Origin of the sequence: Psychrobacter submarinus (genome assembly GCF_904846685.1) — a bacterium.
In the GTDB taxonomy this organism is placed as follows: domain Bacteria; phylum Pseudomonadota; class Gammaproteobacteria; order Pseudomonadales; family Moraxellaceae; genus Psychrobacter; species Psychrobacter submarinus.
In genome coordinates this window covers 711,526-737,933 of record NZ_CAJHBQ010000002.1, presented here as the reverse complement: position 1 = coordinate 737,933, position 26,408 = coordinate 711,526, and the positions used below count along the sequence as shown (strand labels likewise).

The window sequence follows — 26,408 nt, the reverse complement described above, 5'->3', positions numbered from 1 at the left end:
TATAAACTAAGCAATAATACCTTACTCCTCATAAACGCTGCTCGTTCAGCGTTTAGTGCTTTTTATTGAAGCTGGTTTAAACCTTGTTTAAAGCTGCGATTTGACGTACTCTTGCGCCCTATTATTTATTGCGGCCGAAACGCGACAGTCAGCCAAGCACTGAGTGGTTTGCAGATTAGAGTCGTTAAGGTTATTGTTAACCGAGTTATTGTATTTTATTTATTATCATTATTTATTTAAGTCTAAGATAGTGGCCAGCCTATTGCTGCTATTATCTGCTAATGACTATTATCGAGAGTAACCCATGAGTATCAAGCCTGTAGTGGCTTTAATCGGTCGCCCAAACGTAGGTAAATCTACCTTATTTAACCAATTCACCAAAAGTCGCCAAGCTTTGGTCGCTGACTTGTCAGGACTGACTCGTGATCGCCAATACGGCGATGCGGTGTATGAAAACAAAGCTTTTATTGTCGTAGATACCGGCGGTATTGGCGAGGCGGATGATGGCAGTGGTAACATTGATGACTATATGTCTGAGCAGTCGCATACGGCTATTCATGAGGCTGATATTATCGTCTTCGTCGTTGATGCTAGAGCAGGTATGATTGGCGCTGACGCCGAGATTGGCAAATTCTTACATACTTTAGGAAAGCCGGTCTACGTGGTCGCCAATAAAGTCGATGGCGTGCATGATGCTGCGCCGGCAGAGTTTTATGCTTTGGGCTTAGGCGAGCCTTTTCCTATGGCGGCCAGTCATGGACGCGGAGTCGGTAACTTGTTAGAGGTCATTACTGCTGACATGCCAGAGCAAGATACCCTACAAGAGCCAGATGGTCTGAAGCTGGCGATTATTGGTCGTCCTAACGTCGGTAAATCGACGCTGGTCAATAGACTGCTCGGTGAGGATAGAGTAGTGGTCTATGATATGCCAGGCACCACGCGCGACAGTATTTATATCCCTTATCAGCGCGATGGCAAAAGCTATGTCCTTATCGACACCGCTGGCGTGCGTCGCCGCGGTAGAATCGATGAGAAAGTAGAGAAGTTCTCTGTCATCAAGACCTTGCAAGCGATCGAAGACTCAAACGTCACAGTGATTGTCATTGACGCGCAAGAAGGCATCGTTGACCAAGATCTACATATGATAGGGTATGCTCTTGATGCTGGCCGCGCGTTGGTAGTAGCGATTAACAAGTGGGATGGCTTAAGTGTCGAGCAAAAGGACTATATTAAGATTGAGATGGATCGCCGCTTTAGCTTCATTCCTTATGTCAAAGTGCATCTAATATCAGCGCTGCATGGTACAGGTGTCGGCAATCTTTATCCCTCTATCTTAAAAGCTTATAAATCCTCGATGTTTGAAGTGTCAACCAACCGTTTAACACAGATACTGCAAGATGCGGTTGCCGCTAATCCGCCGCCTACCGTATCAGGTCGCCGTATCAAGCTGCGTTATGCTCACATAGGTGGACATAATCCGCCGGTAATTGTAATTCATGGTAATCAGACGGGCTCGTTACCCAAAAGCTATCAGCGCTATTTAGAAAACCAGTTTCGCCAAGTGTTCAAGCTTGAAGGCACACCACTCAACGTCGTCTTTAAGCTCAACGAAAACCCTTATGCCAACAAGAGCGACACGCCTACCAAAGCTAAAGCCCAACAGCTTAAACAACGAGAGCGTAATCGTGCGCATAAGTACACCTCGCGCGACAAAAAAAGTGATAAAAGAAAGAGTAACAAGCGTTAATCATTGCTGATAGCTAGAAGCTTGGTAATAAACAAAAGGCGCTCGTTAAGGCAAGGAGTAATTCGTATTCCTTGCCTTTTTATTTTATGATAGAGCGTATGACAGATTGATAACCGTGCGCTGTATCGTCAGCGCTTAGATCTCTAAGCTCTTTTGACTCAAGTGAGTAATATGAGTAACCCCTCCTCAGTAACTGTTTCTTCCCTTATTCGGCGCACGGTTTTTCAGGCCGTGTTGCTGATTGTTATCGTGATGTGCTTTTTGTCTTTTTATTATGGCTTTGTGCAGCACTATAAGCAGCAACGTCTGCAAGTACAGCAGTTATCAGAGCTACTCGTCAATAGCGCCTCGACTGTAGACGGTGCAAGCCTAGTGGCACAGCAAGTTGATATCTTGCTAGCCGGCGACCCTACGCTTAGCAGTATCGTGTTTTACTCTTCTGACTCACCTGTATTAGCGCTCGATAAACTCGATATCGAGCAGCAAAACCGTGATTGGTATAATGCTTGGTTTGCCGATAGTATGAGCTTTAATGAGCCAGTGACCAGTCGCTATCTGAGCACGAGTAGCTACTATCAGCCCTCAGCGACAAACAGTGGCATAGATACTAGTACTAGCGATGGGGTAAACAGTGGCAGCGTAGTAGAGAGTAGTCCTCTAGGAGCGCAAGACGTCTTGATTGGCTATCTTAATATCACTTTAGATATCCATAAACTACGAAGCGAATGGTTGTATCAAAACGCTTGGCTATTATTTATTATTATTGGCGCGACAGTAATCAGTATGTTGCTGCTGCTGCGCCGTTTAACTTGGGTCGCCGATAGTGCGACGGAATTAGCCAAAGTGTGTCAGATCGTTGTCAGTAACCCAGACGCCGAGCAGCTACCGGTAATCCAGCAACGCTTGAGTCTTAAAGAAACTAGAGATATCAGGCTGGCATTGGTGAGTTTATTTAATCGCTCAAAAGTGCTGGAAGATAAGCTTCGTTCTCTAGCAGCCTATGAGCAGCAGTTACATAATAAAGACCTGTCTCTCAACACGCAGCGTAATAGTTTTCAGAGTATGATTACTCATGAGCTTAAAACCTCGCTGAATGCTATCGCGGGCGGCTTACAGCTATTAGAGAGCCAGTATGCTAGTGCTGAGCAAAAAGATTCGTTATCCATTATTCATAAAGGCAGTCAGCGTTTAGAGGCAACGATTGAGCAAATCATTCAGCTCAATAGGATAGAAAAAGGTCAGATGAGTATTCATGTGATTGAGTTTAATCCCTTGCAGCTATTATCAGACTTGTTTACTGAGTTTGAGGAAGCGGCAAAACAGAAGGAGATTGAGCTGACTAGCCGCATTCATCACATTGATTATAAGCTTAAAGGCGATGCCGATAAAATTAAGCAGATACTGACCACTTTGCTTGAAAACGCTATTAAATTCACCGACAGTGGTGAGATCAGCGTTGAGTCGCAGCTGACGCATTTTAATACTAGTGTGCGCTGGGAGATTAAGGTGAAAGATACAGGGATCGGTATTGATAATAAGTATTTTGAGGATATTTTCACGCCGTTTTTTCAGGTCGATCCTAGTGGTACTCGGCACTATGAAGGTGTAGGCCTGGGCTTGCCGGTGCTATCACAGATTGTACAGCTACTTGGAGGGTCTATCGACGTTGCAAGTGAGCCCAATGTAGGTAGTCAATTTACCGTGATTCTCCCGCTACAAAGCGTTTATCAAAGTCAGTCGCGCTATTCGCAAAAGCCATTCGCCGGGTTAAGTATCCTTTGTTACTATAATGAGGATATAGGAGTGTTAGCCGAGCAGCTACGCGGCTTTGGTGCGACAGTCAGTGCCAAGCAGCATGAATTATCAGTCCTACAAAAACTCAGTAAGACTCAAGTAGATATGGTGATGATCACCCAAGAGGTGCGACCAGAAAAGGCAATACAAATGGCGCGACTGATACGCGCTGAAGAAAGTCGCTACCGAGTATTAATTATTTATTGGTATCCGCCGCACAAGCAAGATAATTTAGATAATTTTGAGTACTCACTGAAAGCTGCAGGGGTAGACTTTTGCTATCCGGCTACTGAGAACAGTAAAACACTCTATAAGTTGATAAAAAAAGACGCTAGGTACTGATTTTCAAAGGCTAAGTTTTTTAAAGGCTAAGCCGATAAAGTCTGGCCTTTGAAAAGAGTATAGCGTCTATTTTCTTTATCGTTTTTTGATATTACAGTCAAGTCAATACTTGACTAAGATTCCATATAGTCCGCCGTTACAGATTAAAATAAGTTCTGTGCCCAGCGTACTACATGTTGCCACATACGACTAAAAAATCCAGATTGTTCTACATCATTAGTAGCAATAATAGGGGTCGAAGCTACGGCCTTGCCTTCAATCACTGCCATCATTTTACCGACTTCTTGGCCTTTAGTGATAGGCGCCTCTAAACTCTCTGGAATATCAACCACGGTGGTGATTTTATTTTTTTGTGTTTTAGTCGTTAGTATTTTTAGGTTGTCTGCGGTTGCAAGCTCAATCTCTTCTGCTTCACCGAACCAGACAGGTATCTTGCTGACGAATTGACCCGCCGGGGCTTTGGTGACGGTAGTAAAATGACCATAGCCCCAATTGAGTAACTGGCGCGACTGATCAGCTCGATCTTGTGCACTCTTAGTACCCATGATTACTGATATTAGACGCATATCATCACGCTCGCTTGACGCAACTAAGCAGTAACCGGCTGCATTGGTATGACCGGTCTTTAGACCATCGACAGTAGGGTCTGTAGCGAGTAAGGCGTTACGGTTGCCTTGGGTGATGCCATTATAAGTAAACTCTTTTTCAGCATACAGATCATAGTATTCGCCGCTATTTTTTATGATAGCACGGGCAAGCTTAGCCAAATCTAGTGCAGAAGCCTCATGACCTTCATCTGGCATACCAGTGGAGTTCATGAAGTTGGTATTTTCCATACCTAGTTTTTGCGCTTGCTCATTCATCAAAATCGCAAACGAAGATTCACTACCCGCAATGTGCTCGGCCATAGCCTTTGAGGCATCATTACCCGATTGAATAATGATTCCGCGCAGCATATCGATAACGCTGGCTGTTTGATTTACCGGCACATACATACAAGACTGGCTGCTACTGCCGCGGCACCAAGCATTTTCACTCATCAGCACTTGCTCATCTTCGCTCAAGTCGCCTGAAGCCAGACGCTGCTCAATGATGTAACTGGTCATCATTTTGGTCAATGAAGCGGGGGGCAATGGCTGGTTGGCGTTTTTCTGTGCCAATATCTCGCCGGTGTTGTAATCCATCAATACGTAAGCGGTATTGTCCATGGTCGGTGGTTGGATGGCGGCATTGGCGGCTACTGCACCGAGTGAAACACTAACACCGATTACTAATTGTACAAGCTGTTGTTTTACACGCTTAACTGTCATAAATTATTACACCACATCATAAAACCAAAAGTATCTATTGTAAATGAACCGCAAAACCGTCTGCAAGCTGCTTTGAATAGACATTAAATGAACCCTTATCATAAGCATACAGTGAGTATAGAGCACAAAATCTAGTATGATAAGGGCAATAAAACAAAGAATATGGGCCTGTTTAGGAAGTGCTAAAAAAGCTATATCAAAGCTATCATAGCGCCATAACCCGCTTAGCGATAGCAGTGATAGCGACTGCTGCTTGCAAGAATAATCGAAAAACCTATAAGCGGCAATAGTAGATAGCGGTATTGATTAAATTTATCAGGTTTAGTCAATAAGGCTTTAGTATTGCCGAGACTTTATGGAGCTAAAAACAGCTTTTTGTCTACAAGCCTAAAAAAGCAGTCAGCTAAAAAAAAGCTTGCAGCGCGTCTCAAAAGTTGAGAGTAGCGCCGACAAGCTTTTTTAAGTAATCGCCAATTGAGTAATCATTGATCAAGTTGCTAAAACTAAGTCGCTAAAAACATAAATCGTCATTAGTACGATACAATATCTATCTCAAAGTATTTGAATGATACAGACATTAATAATTAATAAGGGGCATCAGCTAAATCTTGGCAAAGTGCTTTGTTTTCACTTTTTGAAAACCCCATCGTCCAACTGCGAATACCTTGCAGGATTTGACGGTAGTCTTGCTGAGTAGACAGATATTGAATAGCGGCTTTAGGGTCTTCTAATGTAGGCATCAGCTCTTGAAGCTGTACGTTATAAGACTTATAAAAGCGCTGTTTTTGCTGACCATTGAGCATCGAGGGGCAGATCTCAGATAGTACTTGCATAACCGCAATTTCATGCTTGGTAATATTCATGCCAGACATATCAAGAGGAATAGTAGTGGCTACATTATCGGCTGCTTGGCTAACTTGGGACAACATCGCAGCGGACATGATGAGACTGGCAATGCCAATTTTAGAAGCCATTTTTTTGGCAACAAAAAGAGTAGAGAATATCAATTTATTAGTCATCCGGTATCACGCTCGCTTAACATTATTGAGTGGTATCATGGTAATAGTAAAAGCATAAAATGTCACATAAAATATGAGTTGATCTGTAGATGTATTGTGAGCTAAAGGCGTTTTATAGCAATATAGCGGTAGTATATTTAAATAGGTTACCCTAACATTAACCGATAGCTTATTATTGTTATCTTGCATGATGTTTATCGAGATTTAATCTATCCATAAGCCAAATATTAGATCGAAGAGTAGGGGCTCTTAGTATAGCTGCTAGAGTCGCTAAAAATTTACTCGCTCAATCTATTTGACATCTCAAGGATAAAGCCTTAGTTTGTCATTTTATATTATAATAGCGCTATGTTTTGACTCTTTGCTTTATTCAACTATTGGTTTGATGCGGCAAGGATAGCGTTATTTTATAAAAATAAATAGTACAAGTTATGACTCACCAAACCCTATTAGGTATGTTCAGCCAATATGAAGTTTTTGATTAGTAATGATGACGGGGTACATGCTCCAGGGTTATTAGCGTTATACCGTGCGCTCTCTGAGATTGCAGAGGTGTACGTGGTCGCGCCTGATTCTGAGCAAAGCGGTTCTGCTAGTGCCTTACGTATCACCCAACCTTTATATCCCCAAAAAACCGCTCTAGGGTTTATCGCTGTTAATGGTACGCCGGCTGATTGTATATACTTGGCGCTGCATGAGCTCTACTGTGATGTGAGCTTCGACTGCGTCATTACTGGGATTAATTCTGGAGCCAACCTTGGTCAAGACGTCTTATTCTCTGGTACCTTTGGCGCTGCGTTAACGGCTCAAGTCTTCGGCGTGCCTGCTATTGCAACCTCACTGGCAGGCGGCGCTAGTAATGCCGATCAAGGTAGTCTCGATGATGAAGCAAGTCACTATACCATAGCCGCTGCAGAGATCGTCAAGCTCATCACTGAGACGGGTATCCTAACTGCGCTCAAAGCCATGCCGTATCATGTGCTCAACGTCAATATTCCTGATGTTGAGCAGGCGAGTGATATCCAAGGGCGTAGGCTGACTTGCTTGACCCATAGCCAAATTGCCAAACCGGTACATCATATCATCGATCCACGCGGCCGCGATGCTTATTGGCTGTGCTTGCGTAAGTCGACGCACACGCCGCTAGAGACTGAGTTAAACGAAGCGACTGCAGAAACGCAAACAAGCTTAGCACGATCAACTGCAGCGAATCAGCGTCACAATAATCACGATATTACCAATAATGTTACCGATGCTCAGGCGTTGGCAGAGCGGTATGTGAGCTTGTCACCGGTCAGATTGCACCATACACCGCTTGAGAGCTTAGAGACGTTATCGACTTTAGCACTATAAAAGCGATGCTGCACTTGTGCCTGATTAGCGCTCATAACAATAGTAGTAACCAAACTATCAGCAATCGAAATATCAGTAAACATGAGTATTCATCACTATAAGCACTTGTCCGTTTAATTGCCGTTTAATCATTAATTTATAGCCTGTCCATCCTGTCCATGAAGAGCATGGCGTACATGAACTATAGGAAAATTTTATGAAGAAGCTTACTCGTAAGTCAACACTAACCACCGCCCTTGTTAGCTCATTGAGCGTAGCGACGCTTGCTATGAGCGGCTGCGCGACCAAACCGACTTATCAGAGCAGCAGCGCTGCCGGTCCCACGATTGTCACCAATAGCCAAGGCGTGCCTAATTATCATCTGGTTAAGCGCGGTGATACTGTCAGTCAAATTGCACAGCGCTATGGTCTGAACTATCGTCAAATCGGCGCGATCAATAACCTAGATAGTAAATACACGATCTATAGTGGTCAGTGGCTCAAGCTTTGGCAAGGCAGTCAAGCGGCTACTAATACTACTTATAACGTCAACAATCGTCAGCCTGTCCAATCTCGTCCAACGTACAACCCTAATCCTGTAGCAGCGCCTTCTACAGTGCCAGCTTATCAGAACACAGCCACTTCTACCTCAGGCTACCTATATCCTAGCCAAAACCAAGTCATCCGCAATTTTGATGCAGCAGGCGGTAATATGGGTATGTGGTTTGCAGGCCAAGAGGGCGATCCGGTGCAGGCAAGCCAAAGCGGTACCGTGCTTTATGCAGGTAATGGGCTAGAAGAATATGGTAACTTGATTATGATTCGTCATAGCGATAACTACATTACCGCTTATGCTCATAATAGTCAGCTGTTAGTAAGCGAGGGCGAGCAAGTCCAAAGCGGACAACGTATCGCAACGATGGGTAGCAGCGGGCAGACCAATCAAGTCGGCCTAGAGTTCCAAGTGCGTCTCAATGGTAATCCTATCGATCCGCGTGCCGTACTAGGGCGTTAATATCAGCGTAGTTTTAATTATGGTTGTTAATTATTTCTAGTTATTGGTTTTGGAGCTGGTCATTGATAGTATAGTCGAACCACTATTAAAGTGTTACAGCGTTAGACTCGTTTAGCCTACTACTGTAGTACTTGCACTCGTCTGCCTTGTACCACTTTTAATATTGATTGACTATATTGATGATCAGCTTTTCATATTGAGCGCTATAGTAAAGACCAAACTCTAAAACATCGTCAAGCCAAATCATAGAGCTATAGAGCCAAAACGACTAAGCAAAAGGGTATTGCCAATCATGCAAACCACTGTCTTTAATACCGAATCTTATCACTATCCGCAAAACTTCGCTGATATCAAACCCAAACTCGAGCAGCTGCAACAAGCGATAAAAAAGCTTGAGGCTAATTTGATTGACGCCGATAGCGATACTGATATCGTTATGAGCAGTGAGTTAAAAGTTGATTATGCCAGTGAGCTCAATCCCAATCAGCTGTTAGCAGCAACGACTATCGAGGGTAAAGTACTTGTGATCGCGGGAGCCGGCTCCGGCAAAACCAAAACTCTCACTTACCGTACCAGCTATTTGCTCGAGAACGGCGTTGCAGCAAAGCAAATCCTGCTCTTAACTTTTACCCGTAAAGCGGCAAATGAGATCAAAAGCCGCGCTAAAGCCTTGTTAACCAATAGCCTGACGGATGAGCAGTTATCTGAAGATGCTCTGTCTACTCATATAGCACCAACTAGTAAAGCGCTTAACGATATCACTAGCGGCACGTTTCATTCGTTCTGCAACAGGCTGCTGCGTCAGTATTCAGGTTTGCTCGGTATCAATCCGCGCTTTACAATTTTGGATACTGGCGATAGCGAGGACGCTATAGATCTGATATACAAAGAAAAAAAGTACCCGGTGCAAACCAAGAAACAAGCGTTTCCGCGTAAGCGCACCTTACAAAATCTGTTTTCGACCTCTAGAAATCGGCGTATCCCTATCTCTGAGCTGGTTGAGGACAATTATCCTGATATTGCCATGCATATTCCGATCATCGAGCAATTGGCGATTGATTTTCATGAATATAAGCGTGCCAATCACTTATACGATTTTGATGATATTATCAGTCAAGTGGTGCGTCATCTAAAAACCAATGATAAATTTCGCCAGCTGCTACAAGAGAGTTATCGCTACGTGATGGTCGATGAATATCAAGATACTAATATTCCGCAAAAGCAGCTGATCGATCTGATCTGCGCCCCGGCCTCAGTATCACTGATGGTCGTCGGTGACGACAATCAAAGTATCTATGCCTTTCGCGGCGCTAATTACGAGAATATCCTACTCTTTGGCGAGACTTACCCTGAGGCGAAGCTGATTAAGCTTGAGCAAAACTATCGTAGCACCCCAGCTGTGCTCGACTATGTCAATGCCTTATCTGCGCAAATCACCTTGGGCTATCAAAAGCAACTTTATTCAAACGCTAGCATAACCGGTGATAAGCCGGTCTTTAGCCGCGCTAGTGATGAGACAAAAGAGGCGAAATATATCGCCGATACAATCGCCGCGCACAAAGCTGACTATGATTACAGCGATTATGCGGTACTGTGCCGCACCTCTTTTCAGTCCAACTACGTGCAGCTTGAATTTATGGAGCGCGGTATTCCGTTTATTGTTGTCGGCGGCATCAAGTTTGTTGAGCGTCGCCATGTCAAAGACGTCCTTGCCTTTATCAAGATCCTGTATAACCCCAACGACACCATTGCTTGGCACCGTATATTGACCTTGTTTAAAGGGGTAGGGGCGGTCACCGCCACGCGTCTCACACAAGCTATCAATGGCGCTGACAACTCGTTTGAGCCGCTGTTATTACCGAAATTTAGTAAAAAAAGTCCGCAGCTTGAGCCGTTATATATGACTCTAAGTAAAGCGCAACAAGCGCAGTCGGTCGCGACGACTATTGAGCTGATTTTAGAGTTTTACATTCCTATTTTAAAGACGGCCGAGGAGAATTGGCGCGAGCGCAGTGAGGACTTTCGCGTGCTAAAAAACCTAGCCAATGAGCACAATAGTCTCGATGACTTCCTAGAAAACCTAGCGCTTGATCCGCCCAACGACTCTGTCGCGACGGCCGATAAGCCTGAGGACGATGACAATGATAAGGTTACTATCTCAACCATTCATAGCGCTAAAGGACTTGAATGGCCGATAGTGTTTGTCAATTCACTTGTTGATGGCATGACGCCGCATCATCGATCTTTAGATGATTTTGAGGAGTTAGAAGAGGAGCGTAAGCTGTTTTATGTGGCCTGCAGCCGTGCCAAAAACAAACTCTACTTAACCGCGCCGGATTACTTCGCCAGTTATTCTGGATATTTTGATAAGCCCTCAAGGTTTATCGCCGAGCTGCCCGCAGATAAGGTCGAGGTGAAGTCATCACTAAAAGGGCTCGCGGCGCTGGCGAGTGCTGATCCAGTATGGTGGTAGGATAGGTGTTTTTATACCGTGCTCTATAAGCTTAGTTCTATACTTTACTTATTTATTATTTAGCAATAAAGACTCACTGCTTTTAATGCAAATACTATCTAGATACTGCCTAAATACTGCTCAAATACACTTAAAAAAATAGCTAGAATATCTTTAAGTTATTAGATTTATAGTTATATATAACTAAAAGTAATTCATTGAAAAATTTATTGTTAATTAGTGCTTTAATATTCGCTATAATGCGTTACCATAACCACTTTAAATTTTCTGTCTCATCTACCTTAAAACTGCTACTACGGCATGGTTTTTACTATTTGAAAGGTATGTTATGCGTTATGACGTTATTGTTATTGGTGCGGGCATGGTCGGCACCTCAACTGCTTGGCATCTACAAAAGAACAATTCTAAAGTACTAATGCTCGACAGAAAGCTGCCAGGTCTTGAGACCTCGTATGGTAATGCTGGTCTTATTCAACGCGAAGCTATCCATACCCATCCTTTTCCGCGTCAGATTACTGAAGTGTTTCGCGTCCTGCCCAATCAAGGCACCGATATACGCTACCGAGTTCCGGCTATTCTGCGTTACCATCAGGCGCTATTACAGTACTGGAAGTACTCATCGCCGGCCTCAGTCAAGAAGATTGAGAGTGAATGGCAAACCTTGATTGCGCATTGTACTAGCGAGCATCAAACGATGATTGAGGCATCTGGCGCTGATGAGCTTATCACTCGTGATGGTTGGTTGCAGCTGCACCGCTCAAAAGAGACACTAAAAGCCGCTGCCGATACCGCTGAAGTCGACCGCGCGCAAGGCGTAGAGCATAAAGTACTCAGCTTAGAAGAGTTAAAAGCCTTAGAACCAAATGCTAATTTTGACGGTTTTGTCGGCGCTATTCATTGGTTAAACTCTTGGCAGGTGTCTAACCCAAGCTTCCTAGTCAAAGCTTACGCTAAGAACTTCGAGCAGATGGGCGGCTCGATACTTGAAAGCAATGTCACCGAGATTCAGCCTGACAACAGTAATGAGGCTCAGGGCTGGAAAGTGGTCACTGATACCGACACTTACTATAGTGATAATCTGGTCATTGCTGCAGGTCCTTGGTCCAATGAGCTGATCAAACCACTGGGCTATACTCTGCCACTATTCCCTATGCGCGGCTATCATCAGCATTTTAAACTCCATGAAAAAAATACCATTCATCATAGTATGTTCGATATGGATAAAGGTTTTGTCATGGGGCCGATGCAGCAAGGCATTCGTATCACGACGGGCGCTGAGATGACGACGATGAACGCGCCAAAGAACTTCGGCCAACTCAAGACCGTACTCAAGCTGGCTCGCAAAATTCTACCTTTAGAAGACGCGGTAGAGAGCGAGGCGTGGGCCGGCTCGCGTCCTTGTATGCCAGATATGAAACCGGTCATCGGACCTGCTGATAAGCACGACAAGTTATGGTTTGCTTTTGGGCACAGTCACCAAGGTTTCACGTTAGGGCCTATCACTGGTCGCCTAGTTGAAGAGCTGATCCATAATAAGCCGTTGACTGTCGATGTTGCGCCATTTAATGCTCAGCGTTTCACCAAAAAATAACGCTATATTTTTAGCCGCCATTTGGCTTGCCCTATTGATGGCTGGTGTTTTAATCATCTGCTCAATAAATTTTGCTTAATAACTTAAGGATAACCCATGATTAAGAAGCTCCATAGCACTCAGCGTATGAGCAGAACCGTCATTCACAATCAGACTATTTATCTGTGTGGTCAAGTCGGCAACGCGGAAGACGATATCAAAGCGCAAACGCTCACTTGCTTAGAGAAGATTGAGAGCTTACTCAACGAAGTCGGTAGTGACAAATCCAAACTTCTCTCGGTGACCGTGTGGATTAAGGATATGGCAGACTTTGCCGCGATGAATGAGGTTTATGATAAGTGGTTTGAAGGGGTGCAGCCACCAGCTCGTGCTTGCGGTGAGTCCGCTCTTGCGCGCCCCGAGTTACTCGTTGAGATGATCGCTATCGCAGCTGAGTAGGCAGCAGCTGAGCTGAAAAGACATGATACCGGCTATCCTGTCTTTTTTAATAAAGCGACTTCTACTAAAAGAGTTGACACTAAAGTCATCTATCCTGAGTTACAGAGTTAAGAGTCCCGCTGATGAGCAATCGCAAAATCAATACGAAGATATATAAGGCTATCTATCTGTTAGCTGAAGAGCTGTTAGAAGCAGACCGAATAGGCGATCAAGCCGCCTTTGACGGGTTTTATGCTGAGCTAAAAGCGCTCTGTGTGGACAATGAAGATACGGATAAAGATCATCCCGAGCAGTGGGAGACATTGGCAGATTTTACCGAAGATCTTGATGCAGCACTTATTATTTATGATAAAGCACTAGCCAAAGCGCAAGCTATCAATGCTAAGGATCATTTAGCTTCGATAGCTTTTTCGATGGCAGTTTTGCAAATTGAATTAAATCAAACCGATAAAGCTATCGAAAATCTGCAGAATGCTAAAATCGCCGCGAATAAAAGCGAAGATAAAGAATTTAAGGTTGAAATCGATGAGCTGCTAACGACCTTGTTAGCAAAGCAAGATTGATACGACAGCCAGGACTTAGTTTTTCAATATGAAACGGACGCTGCATTTGTAGCGTTGTTTTTACACGCTCTTATTACTGTATTAAGAGTTTAATTTAATAAGGAAGTTGAAGGAAAATAATATGAGTTCAATGAATCATGAAGGTCGCGTACTGCACGAAGGACTAAACAAAAAAATCATGTCGGCTGAGGAAGCAGCTCGCTTTATCAAAAACGATATGAATGTTGGTATGAGCGGATTTACAGGGGCAGGCTATCCAAAAGCTATTCCAGCTGCCCTTGCTAAGCACATGGAAGCGGCGCACGCTCGCGGTGAAAACTTTCAAATTGGTTTATTAACGGGCGCCTCTACTGCTACCGAATGTGACGGTGTATTAGCAGAGGCTAACGGCATCAAATGGCGTACGCCGTATCAATCAGAGCCAGCCTTGCGTAAGCAAATCAACGCGGGTAAAGCCTTTTATTTTGATATGCACTTATCACACGTCGCTCAGCAAAGCACCATAGGCTTTTATGGTGATATGCATATGGCGGTGGTAGAAGTGGCTGGTATCTTGCCTGACGGTCGCCTGATTCCCTCGACCTCAATTGGTACGAGTAATGCTTGGCTTGAAAATGCCGATAAGATTATCCTAGAAGTTAATGCTCAGCAAAGCTTAATGCTTGAGGGTATGCATGATGTCTTTAACGATATCGGTATGCCGCCCAATCGTAAGCCAATTCCGCTAGTCACTCCAGGTGGCCGCATCGGTGTGCCCTACTTACATTGCGATTTAGATAAAGTGGTCGCTGTGGTATTAACTGACTCGCCAGATCGTAACAGTAAGTTCGCTGATCCGGACGAAAAATCAAACAAAATTGCCAGCCACATCATTGATTTTTTCCATGAGGAAGTCAAAAAAGGCCGCATGCCGAAGAATCTACTACCGATCCAATCAGGCGTCGGTAACGTCGCTAATGCAGTACTAGCTGGACTTGAGAATAGTCCGTTTGAGAACTTAACCGGTTATACCGAAGTACTACAAGACGGTATGCTCGATCTGATTATGTCTGGCAAAATGACTATGGCTTCGGCGACAGCGCTATCGTTAAGCCCAGTAGCGCTAGAGACTTTTAATGCCAATATCGAAGAGCTGCGCGCGCGCATCGTACTACGTCCACAAGAGATTACCAACCATCCTGAGGTCTCACGTCGCCTAGGTGTGCTTGCGATCAATGCGATGATTGAGTGCGATCTGTACGGCAACGTCAACTCGACTCACGTTATGGGTACGAGCATGATGAACGGCCTAGGTGGTTCAGGAGACTTTGCCCGTAACGCTTACACTTCGTTCTTTGTCAGCCCGTCAACGGCGAAAGACGGCGCTATTTCTTGTATTACGCCGATGGTCTCGCATCATGATCACACTGAGCATGACGTCATGGTAATCGTCACTGAGCAGGGCTTGGCAGATCTACGCGGTTTAGCGCCACGTCAGCGCGCGCAAGCAATTATCGATAATTGCGCGCATCCAGACTATCGTCCGATGCTGCAAGATTACTTCGATCGTGCTTCTGCCGCTGAAAATGCCGGCATGCAAACGCCGCATATCTTAGAAGAGTCTTTGTCTTGGCATCAGCGTTTCGTTGAGACGGGTGATATGCGCATTAAGTAAGTTTTTTTAGTATAAAACTGAGTAACAAACACCCCTTAGTGATTGCTTAGCTAAGGGGTGTTTTATTATAAGACTGTTTTTGGATGCGCTACTAAAAGTCTGACTAGCAGCGGCCTAGTTCAGTTTTTCCCCTAAACGCATCGCTGCGGCAAGATTTAGAGCAGTGGTCTCGATATTGGTATAAGCGCTATTGAATACCTCATCAATAGGCGCAAGCTGCTGAATACTAGGCATTACCACAGCGAACAAAGTGTTCATGGTAGATTCATTATGAGCGCTTTTATGATAGTCCTCATGGTCAACCGCACCGCAGATTGCGATGACCGGTTTATTTTGCGCTTTTGCCATCAGACCAACACCATTAGCGACTTTCCCCATCATGGTCTGAGCATCGAGCTTTCCTTCTCCAGTAATGACCAAGTCAGCCTTAGCAATATGCGCTGATAAACGCGTAGCCTTAGCGATAAGATCAAAGCCGGATTGCAGCTCTGAATCAAGAAAAGCCATAAACGCAAACCCTAATCCACCTGCCGCTCCAGCACCTGCTACTTTTTGATAGTCATCATTATCATCTTGCATGTTCTGCTGCGCATAAATATGGGCAAAATGCGCCAGTGCTTTATCTAAAATAGCGACTTGCTTGTCGCTCCCGCCCTTTTGTGGACCGAAGACAGCACTAGCTCCATTGACGCCGCATAGAGGGTTAGTCACATCACAGGCGACTGCAAAAGGGCGCGTACTTTGTGCCAGTAACGCTTTAGCTTTTGGGTGTAAGGTAGAGGTATCGATACGCTGCACATTGGCTAATTGCGCGCCGCCTTGGGTTAACGCATTATCATTCGCATCATAAAATCTAACGCCTAAAGCCATAAGCATACCAAGGCCTGCGTCATTAGTAGCGCTACCGCCCAAACCTATGATAAAGCGCTGTGCACCGTTCTCTAACGCATCCAAGATAAGTTCGCCTACGCCGTAGCTACTCGTTATTAAGGGGTTTTGCTCGGCACTCGTCAATAAGGCTAAACCGCAAGCTTCTGCAATTTCTATCACCGCGGTGTTATCCGCTAGCAGCAAGTAATTTGCATCAACAGCTCTCATTAAAGGGTCATGCACCTTGGTCGTTATCCAGCGCCCCTCAAGCGCGTAGGATAGCGCTGCAGTAGTGCCTTCGCCGCCATCAGCCATTGGTAGTAGCGTGTAGGTAGCATCCGTAAATACTTGCCTAAACCCAGATTCGATAGCCCGGCAGACCTCTAGAGCTTCAAGACTTTGTTTAAAGGAGTCGGGCGCAATTAAGATGTTCATAGCTGACCTCTAAGCGTATTATTTAGACCATAATAATAGTCTATCTGCTACCATAGCGGTTTATTTAGCTTACGTTACTTTTTTTGAAGTTTTCTCAATATATAATGAGCTTATTGTCTTAGAGTTTTATTAAGTTTAATGTGACCTTAAGGTTGTATAGATCGTTATTGCTTAACCCAGCTATTTTTGCAACTATGTTTGTCTGCTTTGTTTTTAGCTAAAGAAGTTATTTGTAGTAAAGAGTGGATGACAAACTGAACGTACTTACTTTTTACCGTTAATATACCACTATCAAGGATGATTTTATGACTATTGCTACCTTACTGTATGCAGTCGGTACTAGGGATGCCAGAAGGCAAAAAGGCTCAGCGTTTTGTACCGCTTAATGCGGAAGATTTTTATTATCCTAGTGATCGGTCAGCGGCTTATACCGTCATCGAAATCAACATGATGGCAGGGCGGACGATGGCCACGCAAAAAGCGCTCATCAAAGCGTTATTTCAGCAGATTGAATCTCAGCTTGGTATCAAGCCGATCGATGTTGAGATTACCATTAAAGAGCAGCCTGCGCATTGTTGGGGTTTTCGTGGAATGACGGGTGATGAGGCGGGTGATTTGAGTTATAGAGTCAGTGTTTAAAGCGATTCAAACGGTGTAAACAATTTATCTATAATTTTTTAGTCCATTCTCCCTCTAGCCCAAAACCCACCTTAATTGCGGTTTCAAACTATGATAAAACCGACTGCGACGCTAGCAACCGAACGTTTGCTGTTAAGGCAATGGCAGCCTAGTGATTTGCCAGCTTTTGCCGAGATGAATGCGGATAGCGAAGTCATGCAGTATTTTCCTAAGGTACTCTCTAAACAGACAAGTAATCTCATCGCCAATAAATGCCAACAACTGATTGAGGATAACGGCTGGGGGTTTTGGGCCGTTAGTCTTAAAGAGGGTGCTGCTGATACCTTTATTGGCATGGTGGGGTTAAATCAGATTCACGCCGATATGCCTTTTACAGGTGTAGAGATTGCATGGCGCCTGCATAAAGACTATTGGCGTAACGGCTACGCGTTAGAGGCCGCACAGGCCGCGCTAAAATACGCTTTTGACGTCTTAGCTCTTGAGGAAGTAGTCGCCTTTACCGCTATAAGCAATCAGCCGTCACAGCGCCTGATGCAGCGCTTAGGAATGACTAATACTAATCAGGTCTTTGATCACCCTATGTTAAACGCCAATCATCCGCTTGCGCCGCATGTACTATATAGAATAAGCCAAAAAGACTGGCAGCAATTACAAATCAGAGATTAGATATTTGTTTTAAATTTTAGAAATACTATCAATACGGGTTAGGGTGTGTATAGAATTCAAATCAGGGGCAACCAGATAAAGACACAAGCGAGCATTACCGCCGCTGCATAGCTATCTTTGAGCTTATCATATCGCGTGGCAATGCCCCTAAAATGTTTCAATCTAGCAAAAGCGTTTTCTACCAAATGACGGCAACGATACAAATACCAATCTAGTGTGTCGTTACAGCTTTTAGAGTTCGACTTAACAGGTATGACTGACTGAGCACAGTGCGTGAAGATACACTCTCTAATATCGCTACTATCGTAGCCCCTGTCTGCAATCACCGCTTTAGTCTGGTTATTAATCGTGCTAAATATCAACGCCTTTGCCATCTTAGAGTCATGTACTTGCCCACCTGACAGCTCAACATGTATAGGGTTGCCACAAGCATCGACCACTAAGTGCAGTTTGCTGCTATTACCTGCAACGCTTTTACCAATGGCCTCATCAAGATGACTGGCTGCGCCTGTACTATGCTGATGAGCTTTGACCACGCTACCGTCTATAAATAACCATTCACTATCATAGTTTGCTGTGACTATCTTCATGAGCTTTTGCCATTTACCGGTTTTACGCCAGTAACGGTATTGATGATATATGCTAGACCAATGACCAAAATAAGAAGGTAAGTCTCGCCATGGACAGCCTACTCGTATGCGGTACAACATGCCTTCAACGGTACGTCTTAGATTGGGCTTGTTATATACGTTAATTTGTCGCAATATAATAAATAGCTTGTGCCAATGTTCATCGTTGAGCTTGGTGCGAGCCATAAGTGACGCCTTGTTTCTTTGTTGTGGTAAACATTAGAGTAAGGCGTTGCTTATTTTTTTCAATGTTTTCTCAATTCTATACAGCCCCTAATAATCTGCTATAAATATGAGTATCAATATTAGGATAATGCACTCAGCGCATTTAAGGATAAATTATGGCGACGCAACATATTTTAGCTTGTATTGATGGCTCGGCAGTGACCGAGTCCATTTGTGGTTACGCCGCATGGTACGCTAATCGGCTGTGTCTGCCGGTTGCTTTGTTGAATACAATCGAAGTGCCAGCCTCAGTTAGGCGTGACCTCTCAGGGAGCATTGGCGTTGACAGTCGTCAGATTCTATTACAGGAGTTGTCGGAGATAGATGAACGCCGAGCCAAGGTGGCTAACAATTATAGCGCCGCCTTGGTGAATGACGCAAAAAGCTATATCAATAGCCATTTCGATGTCGCCGTTGATATCTATCAGCGTCATAGCAAGCTATTACCTGCTATCGAGCATTTCAGTGATATGAACCGCGCGATCGTCATGGGGCGCCGCGGTGAGGACCACAAAAATAGCCGCATCAATATTGGCAGTCAAATCGAAACCGTTGCGCGCGCATCGAATGTACCCATTTTGATTTGTTCAGAGCCGTTTCAAGAGCCAAGCAGTTATATGATTGCTTTTGACGCGAGTAAAACTGCTATCAAAGTCATCAAACGCATCGCTAAGAGCGAAGTGCTAAAAAAGCTACCAGGCCACTTAGTGATGGTGGGTAATCACGATAGCACTTCCAAAAATAGCCTATCCGCGGCCGCTGCAGAGTTACTAAATGCAGGCTATAGTATTGACTGTCATCATCTGCCGCAAGGCGATGCGGTCAATGGCCTACTCAATTTTCAACTAGAACATCATATCGATATTATGGTGATTGGCGCTTATGGTCATTCTAAATGGCAGCAGATGTTCCTAGGCAGTACGACGACTGAGATTTTGGCGAGTACAGTCTCACCGGTGATTTTAGTGCGTTGATTTTTGGATTAGCTATATTGAATACAGCTATAAAACCTAAATTTGCGGCTTGCAAGACTTCGTCTTTAAATCGCTAGCCGCGAAAACTTATCTCGATACTCCTTTGGCGTCAGCTCGGTCGCTCGCTTAAAAAGCCGGGTAAATGAGGAAAGATCGCTATAGCCAACCTGATAGGCAAGCGACTTGATAGTGACGGCTTGTGATTCAAGCAGCCTCTTGGCCTGCTCAATTCGCACTGCTTGAATATATTCAATAGGGCGCATATCGATACTGGTCTGAAAGCGTCTATTCAGCGTACGCGGCGTGACATTGACAATGGTAGCTAAATCACTGACTTGTAGCGGCTGATCGAAGTTGTTTTCGATATACTCTTGCACTTGTTTGACTAGTGTATCGCCGTGCGGCTTATGCAGCGTCACGTTGGTATAGCTGTTTTGACTGCCTCTTTTGCTATCAATAATCTGAGTCTTGGCTACTTGCGTTGAGACCTCACGGCCGCAATAACGCTCAATGAGTAGCAGTGCTAAATCATAAAAAGCGCTCCCTCCTGCCGCGCAAAATATATTCCCTGATTGAGTGACAAACTGATTGTCTTGTAAGTCAACTAAGGGGTAATCACTTTTAAATTTATCAGCGTAGCCCCAATGGGTAGTCGCGGTTTTGCCATCGAGGAGTCCTGCCTCAGCTAGAAAAAAAGCGCCGCTACAATTGCTTGCGATATCAGCCTCAGTTGCGGCCAAACGCTGCAAATGCGGTAGCAGCTTTGCGTTTTGTTTGAGTACCTTGTCTATCGAGTCGCCAATGGTTGGGATAAGGAGTAAGTCACACTTGCTCACTGTAGTGATATCGCAGTGTGCTTGAATCACTAGCCGATTACTGGCGGTGATATCCACACCGCCAAGGCTTGCAATCTGCACCTTAAACTTTGGCTTTACTTCTAAATCCAAAAAACGCTGCCAGCTGACGCCAGTAAAAGAAAACAAGTCCAGCGCTCCTGAAAGCACGCTACCGAGCACGCCATCAAATCCGAGGATAATCACTTCATAGGGCTTGGTTTGCGGCATTGGCTACTCTCCTTATTGACTATTATTATGCAGGCACTCTTTATACCAGTGTCATACCAATGTCGTTTTTCACCTCAATTATGTCATAAATGACAATACGGTAAAGCAAAAATTTAGCTTATGATTACTCTAATGCTAATGATGAGCTTTAATAACAAGGGAATATTATGGCGACCGATACTTTGATTAACGAATATGAATTACCTTTCCAGCTCTACGATGTGTTAGATGTTGAGCGTTTAACTGAACATACTAAGTTTTCAGAACATAACCGCGAAACCTTTGATGCCGTGCTAGATACTGCAGATAAGATCGCGACGGATTTGTTTTTACCGCACAATCATCTCGCGGACAAAGATGAGCCGCAGTTCGATGGCAAAACCGTCAGCATGATCGACGATGTCAAAGTCGCCTTTGATGCTTTTCGTGACTCCGGCTTTATCGCTGGTCGTTACTCTTTTGAAGTTGGTGGTATGCAGCTACCTGAGACGGTAATGACCGCAGTCGCAGGTTATTTTATGGCGGCGAATCCGTCGACTACCGCTTATCCGTTCTTGACGACAGCCGCGATCAATGTTATCTCGCATTTTGCCAGTGAGGACGTCAAAGATGCCTTTATGCCGCGTATGCTGACAGGTGAGTTCACCGGTACGATGGCGTTGACCGAACCGCACGCGGGCTCCTCACTAGCGGATATCAAAACAACTGCCACCGAGCAAGAAGACGGCTCATATCGCATTAAAGGCAGCAAAATCTACATCTCAGGCGGCGACCATGAGCTGTCTGACAATATTGTGCATTTAGTGCTGGCCAAAATCCCAGGCGGACCTGCCGGCGTGAAGGGCATCTCGCTCTTTGTGGTGCCGAAGTATCGCTTAAAAGAGGATGGCTCCATCGGCGAGCGTAACGATGTACATTTGACAGGGCTGCTGCATAAGCTTGGCTACCGCGGTACGACGTCTACCGCGCTGAGCTTCGGTGATAAAGGCGAATGTTATGGTTACCTAGTCGGCGAGCCGCACTTTGGTCTACGCTATATGTTTAAGATGATGAATGAAGCGCGTATCGGTGTCGGCTTTGGCGCGGCGATGATCGGCTATCGTGGCTATCAGTACTCGCTTGATTATGCTAAAGACAGAACCCAAGGTCGTATTGCTCCGAACAATAAGCCTGAGCATGACGCTACGGCTATTATCAATCATGGCGATGTCAAGCGGATGCTGCTTGCGCAAAAAGCTTATACCGAAGGCGCAATGGCATTGTGTCTGTACGGCTCAAACTTAATTGACCGTATCAATACCAGCGATGATGACACGCTACAGAACGAGCTATCCGAATTATTAGATTTATTAACGCCAGTGATCAAAGCTTGGCCATCAGAGTATGGACCCAAAGCCAATGATTTAGGCATTCAGGTATTAGGCGGCGCCGGATATACACGCGAATATCATGCCGAGCAATTCTGGCGTGATAACCGTCTGAACCCTATTCATGAAGGCACGAACGGCGTACAGGCGCTTGATTTGTCATTTCGTAAAATTTGGCAAAATCAAGGCTTAGGGATGCAAGTTCTTAAGCGTGAGATTACTAATGACTTGCAAAGTATCACAACGCCTGAGTCGGCGAAGTTGGCGGGTAAACTTATGCCATATACCGAGCACTTACACAACGTACTTGTGCATTTAAGCAAAATACTACCGACCGAAAAAGCGCTGACATTGACGGGTAACGCGCAAGCATTGATGAATATCTTTGCCTCAATCGTGGTGAGCTGGATGTGGATTCGTCAAGCAAGCACAGCTGAGCAGCTATTGGCTCAGGAACAGGCGAGCGATAAGCAAAACTTCTACCATGGCAAAATTCAGGCGGCCAAATACTTTATCGACTGGGAGTTGCCAACGATTCAGCGTGATATTGACTTATTAAACAACGATAATTCAGTCTGTACCGATATGGAAGTAGAGTGGTTTTAGACTCGATAAATGGCACGAACACAAAATTAATTTAAAGGAATAAATAATGACAGCTGAAAATACACCGATCAATAAGCAGTGGCGACTCAAAGAGAGACCGACAGGCAGACCGAGCCGCGATACTTGGGACTATACCGAGACCGAAGTACCTAGTATTGGTGATGGCGAGATCTTAATTAGAATTGATTATATCTCTATTGATCCTGCGATGCGCGGCTGGTTAAACGATGCCAAATCCTACATTGAGCCGGTGCAAATGGGCGATGTCATGCGCGCTGGTACGGTTGGCGAAGTCATCGAAAGTAATAACGACAAATTCAACGTTGGTGATTTTGTCTCTGGTCATAACGGTGTGCAGTCCTATGCGGTCAGTGATGGCAAGGGTTTGTATAAGGTCGATCCGAATCTAGCGCCGCTGCCTTATTATCTTGGCGTACTCGGTATGCCAGGAATGACCGGCTATTTCGGTCTGCTAAAGACCGGCGAGCCCAAAGCTGGCGAGACGGTAGTGGTCTCAGGAGCGGCGGGAGCTGTCGGCGGCCTAGTTGGCCAAATCGCCAAAATCAAAGGCTGCCGTGTCGTTGGTATCGCCGGTGGTCCTGAGAAATGTCAGTTTTTGATTGATGAGTTAGGCTTCGATGCCGCGGTCGATTACAAAAACGAGAACGTCAAAAAAGCGCTTAAGCAAGCGTGCCCTGACGGCGTTGATGTATATTTCGATAACGTCGGTGGCGAGATTCTAGATGACGTCTTAACTCAAATTAATGTCCATGCGCGTATTGTGATTTGCGGTGCGATTAGTCAGTATAATAATACGACAGCGGTCAAAGGCCCTGCCAACTATCTATCTTTGCTGGTCAATCGCGCGCGTATGGAGGGCATCGTCGTGTTTGATAATATCAAAGAGTACCCGGTAGCGATGAAAGATATCGCCGGCTGGATTCAAGCAGGAGATATCACGGTAAAAGATCATATCGTCAAAGGGATTGAGACGTTCCCAGAGACGCTCATGATGTTATTTAATGGTGAAAACTTTGGCAAACTTATTTTACAAGTAAAGGAATAACTGATGACTAGCAATGGACTTGCAGCAAACAATTTAAGCAACCTACCTGCCTCAAACGTTGCAGGCAAACGCATTTTGATTACAGGCGGCGCCTCAGGCATTGGTGCGGCGAGCGCTAAGTTATTAGCCAGTCGCGGCGCAAAGGTCGTGATCGGCGATAGAAACGAAGAGCTTGGCGATAGCGTCTATAAAGAAGCGCTAGAGGCCAATCATAGCATTACCTTTAGACGAGTCGATGTCACCGATGGTGATGATGTTCGCGCGCTATTTAAGTTCGCTATGAGCGAGCTTGGTGGCCTTGATGTGGTCATTAATAATGCCGGTATCGACCATGCACCCAAACCGATGCATGAGCTGAGCGATGACGATTTTGATAAAAATATCGCGGTGAATCTCAAAGGCGTTTGGCACTGTATGCGAGCGGCAGTTGCTTGCTTAGCGCCTAATGGCGGCGGCCATGTGATCAATGTGGCCTCTATCGCAGGCTTGCGCTCTGCGCCATTATTATCTGCTTATAGTGCAGCTAAGCATGGCGTTATGGGGCTCACAAAGTCAGCGGCTCACGAGTATGCTCGCGCAAACATTCGCTTCAATGCCGTGTGCCCAAGCTTCATTGATACACCGATGGTACAGAACACCATGGCAAAAATGGATGAGCGTGCTCAGCAGGCCACTATTAAAGCCAGTCCGCTGCGCCGCTTAGGTCAAGTAGAAGAAATCTCAGGCGCTATCGCTTGGCTTGCCAGCGATGAGAGCAGCTTTATGAATGGTCATGCCTTTACTTTAGATGGTGGTATGTTAGCGTAATCATTAGATATTTAAGAATATTATGGAGGAGTAATGAAAGATTTATTTGATTTAACAGGGAAGATTGCCTTAGTTACAGGCGCGAGTCGCGGTATTGGCGAATCTATTGCGCGCTTGCTGGCATCACGCGGTGCGCACGTTATCGTTTCAAGCCGTAAGATTGACGCTTGCCAAGCGGTTGCTGATAGTATTGTAGAGAACGGCGATAAAGCCAGTGCTTATGCTTGTCACGTCGGCGAGATGGATCAGATTGATGCCATCTTTGAGCACATCAAAAGCGAATTTGGTCAAATCGATATCTTAGTCAATAATGCCGCGGCCAACCCTTATTATGGCCATATCTTAGATACTGATTTGGGCGCATTTGAAAAGACTGTCGATGTCAATATTCGTGGTTATTTCTTTATGTCTATTGCAGCGGGCAAAATGATGAAAGAGCAGGGCGGCGGCGTTATTTTAAACACCGCCTCGGTCAACGGCATTGTCGCTGGTGACAAGCAAGGCATCTATTCAATTACCAAAGCTGCTGTTATCAGCATGACTAAATCGTTTGCCAAAGAATGTGGCCCGTTCAATATCCGTGTCAACGCTTTATTACCAGGCCTTACTGATACCAAATTTGCCTCAGCACTGACGTCAAATGATAAAGTATTAAATATGGCACTACATGCGATTCCGCTAGGGCGCGTGGCCGACCCTGATGAGATGGCAGGCACCGTATTGTACTTAGTGTCAGACGCGTCGAGTTATACTACTGGCGCTTGTGTGCTCGTGGATGGTGGTATGCTGACTTAACTTTATGCCTTTTATACTTTAAAGTTTCAAGTAGATTAGTTACCAAAGAAAAGGACAGAATAATCAATATTTTGTCCTTTTTTATTGCTCACATTTTATCATTCACAATTGTATTTAAACTAAAACGGCTTTCAATTCCTCAACTCTTGGTATAATGTCCATCATTATGATGAACTGAAGACTATACACTATGGAACAAAATCAAAACGCTGTAGAACAAAGACCGGTATTTATGCCCAGAGTCAATAGTGACAACCTAGTCAAAACAGATATGGTTCGCTTTGAGCGCCATATCGGATTTGCCAGCCGTCAAAAGAAAAAATCTATCAACGACTTGCATCAGGTCATCCGTAAAAAATACGGCTTTAATAATGTTTTAGAGCTATCAAGTAAATCGGGCAATAAGTTAAGTTTCTTAGTCAGCCCACTCAGTTTGCAGCTCACTGATGAGCACAGTGGCGGGCAATATAGCGTGGAGAATATCTTTCAGGCGAGTAAGGTGTTTGAGCGCGGTGGCCCCTTTACTGACCTGCTTGATGCGCCGCCAAGACAAGCCAAAAAAGATGAGCGCTTACACCATTCAGGTCAGCTTATTGGTTACAATGACTCTGGGATGGAGTGGAATTTAGAGCCGCTAACCATGTTTTATGATTGGCTATACGTCAACGCGCTTAAACAAAATACACGGCTCCATAGCGAGGTAATGCAGTATCAAGCCTTTACCGATATCACCTTCAATCCCAAAAAGTCTATTCACAGCGCCGCTTATGCTTTAGCGCTATTTGTGGCACTAAACAAACGAGATTTGCTCGATAATATAGAAGACCCGATAGCCTTTTATGATTTATGTGAGGGCTTTAAAGTGAGTAATACCGAGCACCTTTTGCAGAGCGGTTGGTTCTAATCGTTAGATGATCGCTACATCTACTGCTCATTGGTATAGGTTTGAGACTTTAAAAGCATCAATAAGATATTTTAAAGTCATTC

General features: G+C 44.8%; 22 protein-coding genes. 17 read left to right on the top strand and 5 right to left on the bottom strand.

Annotation, left to right across the window (positions count from 1 at the left end):
- Positions 1–304: 304 nt before the first annotated feature.
- Both der and JMY03_RS09315 read left to right on the top strand, forming a co-directional pair.
- On the top strand, positions 305–1,747 hold the full coding sequence (gene der, locus JMY03_RS09320) for a ribosome biogenesis GTPase Der (RefSeq protein ID WP_201603198.1): 1,443 nt from the start codon (positions 305–307) through the stop codon (positions 1,745–1,747).
- Positions 1,748–1,918: 171 nt separating this feature from the next.
- The gene (locus JMY03_RS09315) at positions 1,919–3,883 is read left to right on the top strand and encodes a sensor histidine kinase (RefSeq protein WP_201603196.1); all 1,965 of its coding nucleotides are present in this window, start codon (positions 1,919–1,921) and stop codon (positions 3,881–3,883) included.
- Positions 3,884–4,026: 143 nt separating this feature from the next.
- Here the strand turns inward: JMY03_RS09315 and JMY03_RS09310 are convergent, their stop codons facing one another.
- Both JMY03_RS09310 and JMY03_RS09305 read right to left on the bottom strand, forming a co-directional pair.
- Complete coding sequence (locus tag JMY03_RS09310) at positions 4,027–5,193, bottom strand: D-alanyl-D-alanine carboxypeptidase family protein (protein WP_201603194.1); 1,167 nt, start codon at positions 5,191–5,193, stop codon at positions 4,027–4,029.
- A 584-nt stretch (positions 5,194–5,777) separates the two neighbouring features.
- On the bottom strand, positions 5,778–6,212 hold the full coding sequence (locus JMY03_RS09305) for an MCR_0457 family protein (RefSeq protein ID WP_201559212.1): 435 nt from the start codon (positions 6,210–6,212) through the stop codon (positions 5,778–5,780).
- 468 nt (positions 6,213–6,680) lie between these two features.
- Here JMY03_RS09305 and surE point away from each other — a divergent pair, with 468 nt between their 5' ends.
- The 7 genes from surE to JMY03_RS09270 all read left to right on the top strand — a co-directional run bounded on the left by surE (position 6,681) and on the right by JMY03_RS09270 (position 15,278).
- Positions 6,681–7,565: a 5'/3'-nucleotidase SurE gene (surE, locus tag JMY03_RS09300; RefSeq protein ID WP_201603192.1), complete on the top strand. Its 885-nt coding sequence runs from the start codon at positions 6,681–6,683 to the stop codon at positions 7,563–7,565.
- 196 nt (positions 7,566–7,761) lie between these two features.
- Entirely contained in the window at positions 7,762–8,559 is a 798-nt protein-coding gene (locus JMY03_RS09295) for a peptidoglycan DD-metalloendopeptidase family protein (RefSeq protein WP_201603190.1), read from the top strand.
- Positions 8,560–8,851: 292 nt separating this feature from the next.
- Positions 8,852–11,032, top strand: a complete 2,181-nt coding sequence (locus JMY03_RS09290; protein ID WP_201603188.1) for an ATP-dependent helicase — start codon at positions 8,852–8,854, stop codon at positions 11,030–11,032.
- Between the two features lie 328 nt (positions 11,033–11,360).
- Positions 11,361–12,623 carry an NAD(P)/FAD-dependent oxidoreductase gene (locus JMY03_RS09285; protein ID WP_025643706.1) on the top strand — a complete coding sequence of 421 codons (1,263 nt, stop codon included), beginning with the start codon at positions 11,361–11,363 and terminating at the stop codon, positions 12,621–12,623.
- Positions 12,624–12,722: 99 nt separating this feature from the next.
- The gene (locus JMY03_RS09280; RefSeq protein ID WP_025643704.1) at positions 12,723–13,061 is read left to right on the top strand and encodes a RidA family protein; all 339 of its coding nucleotides are present in this window, start codon (positions 12,723–12,725) and stop codon (positions 13,059–13,061) included.
- A 122-nt stretch (positions 13,062–13,183) separates the two neighbouring features.
- Complete coding sequence (locus JMY03_RS09275; RefSeq protein ID WP_037058521.1) at positions 13,184–13,624, top strand: hypothetical protein; 441 nt, start codon at positions 13,184–13,186, stop codon at positions 13,622–13,624.
- A gap of 121 nt (positions 13,625–13,745) precedes the next feature.
- Positions 13,746–15,278 carry an acetyl-CoA hydrolase/transferase family protein gene (locus JMY03_RS09270; RefSeq protein ID WP_201603185.1) on the top strand — a complete coding sequence of 511 codons (1,533 nt, stop codon included), beginning with the start codon at positions 13,746–13,748 and terminating at the stop codon, positions 15,276–15,278.
- A gap of 114 nt (positions 15,279–15,392) precedes the next feature.
- Here JMY03_RS09270 and JMY03_RS09265 read toward each other — a convergent pair whose 3' ends face one another.
- Positions 15,393–16,583, bottom strand: a complete 1,191-nt coding sequence (locus JMY03_RS09265; RefSeq protein WP_201603182.1) for a glycerate kinase — start codon at positions 16,581–16,583, stop codon at positions 15,393–15,395.
- Between the two features lie 327 nt (positions 16,584–16,910).
- Here JMY03_RS09265 and JMY03_RS09260 point away from each other — a divergent pair, with 327 nt between their 5' ends.
- Both JMY03_RS09260 and JMY03_RS09255 read left to right on the top strand, forming a co-directional pair.
- A complete protein-coding gene (locus JMY03_RS09260; RefSeq protein ID WP_201603179.1) occupies positions 16,911–17,222 on the top strand; it encodes a tautomerase family protein in 312 nt (103 codons plus the stop codon).
- A gap of 90 nt (positions 17,223–17,312) precedes the next feature.
- Complete coding sequence (locus tag JMY03_RS09255) at positions 17,313–17,888, top strand: GNAT family N-acetyltransferase (protein WP_201603176.1); 576 nt, start codon at positions 17,313–17,315, stop codon at positions 17,886–17,888.
- Positions 17,889–17,944: 56 nt separating this feature from the next.
- Here the strand turns inward: JMY03_RS09255 and JMY03_RS09250 are convergent, their stop codons facing one another.
- Complete coding sequence (locus JMY03_RS09250; RefSeq protein WP_192529359.1) at positions 17,945–18,703, bottom strand: IS5 family transposase; 759 nt, start codon at positions 18,701–18,703, stop codon at positions 17,945–17,947.
- A 155-nt stretch (positions 18,704–18,858) separates the two neighbouring features.
- On the opposite strand from JMY03_RS09250, the gene JMY03_RS09245 reads away from it, so the two are divergent.
- Positions 18,859–19,716, top strand: a complete 858-nt coding sequence (locus tag JMY03_RS09245) for a universal stress protein (RefSeq protein ID WP_227675570.1) — start codon at positions 18,859–18,861, stop codon at positions 19,714–19,716.
- 65 nt (positions 19,717–19,781) lie between these two features.
- Here JMY03_RS09245 and JMY03_RS09240 read toward each other — a convergent pair whose 3' ends face one another.
- Positions 19,782–20,780, bottom strand: a complete 999-nt coding sequence (locus tag JMY03_RS09240) for a GlxA family transcriptional regulator (protein ID WP_201603173.1) — start codon at positions 20,778–20,780, stop codon at positions 19,782–19,784.
- 167 nt (positions 20,781–20,947) lie between these two features.
- Between JMY03_RS09240 and JMY03_RS09235 the strand changes: the two genes are divergently transcribed.
- From JMY03_RS09235 to JMY03_RS09215, 5 genes are all read left to right on the top strand, one after another.
- Positions 20,948–22,753: an acyl-CoA dehydrogenase gene (locus tag JMY03_RS09235; protein ID WP_201603170.1), complete on the top strand. Its 1,806-nt coding sequence runs from the start codon at positions 20,948–20,950 to the stop codon at positions 22,751–22,753.
- Between the two features lie 46 nt (positions 22,754–22,799).
- Positions 22,800–23,819 carry an NADP-dependent oxidoreductase gene (locus JMY03_RS09230; RefSeq protein WP_201603168.1) on the top strand — a complete coding sequence of 340 codons (1,020 nt, stop codon included), beginning with the start codon at positions 22,800–22,802 and terminating at the stop codon, positions 23,817–23,819.
- Between the two features lie 3 nt (positions 23,820–23,822).
- Positions 23,823–24,626, top strand: coding sequence for an SDR family NAD(P)-dependent oxidoreductase (locus tag JMY03_RS09225; RefSeq protein WP_025643695.1), 804 nt, complete (start codon positions 23,823–23,825; stop codon positions 24,624–24,626).
- Between the two features lie 33 nt (positions 24,627–24,659).
- Entirely contained in the window at positions 24,660–25,421 is a 762-nt protein-coding gene (locus JMY03_RS09220) for an SDR family oxidoreductase (protein ID WP_201603165.1), read from the top strand.
- Between the two features lie 190 nt (positions 25,422–25,611).
- On the top strand, positions 25,612–26,325 hold the full coding sequence (locus JMY03_RS09215; protein ID WP_201603161.1) for a DarT1-associated NADAR antitoxin family protein: 714 nt from the start codon (positions 25,612–25,614) through the stop codon (positions 26,323–26,325).
- Positions 26,326–26,408 lie beyond the last annotated feature (83 nt).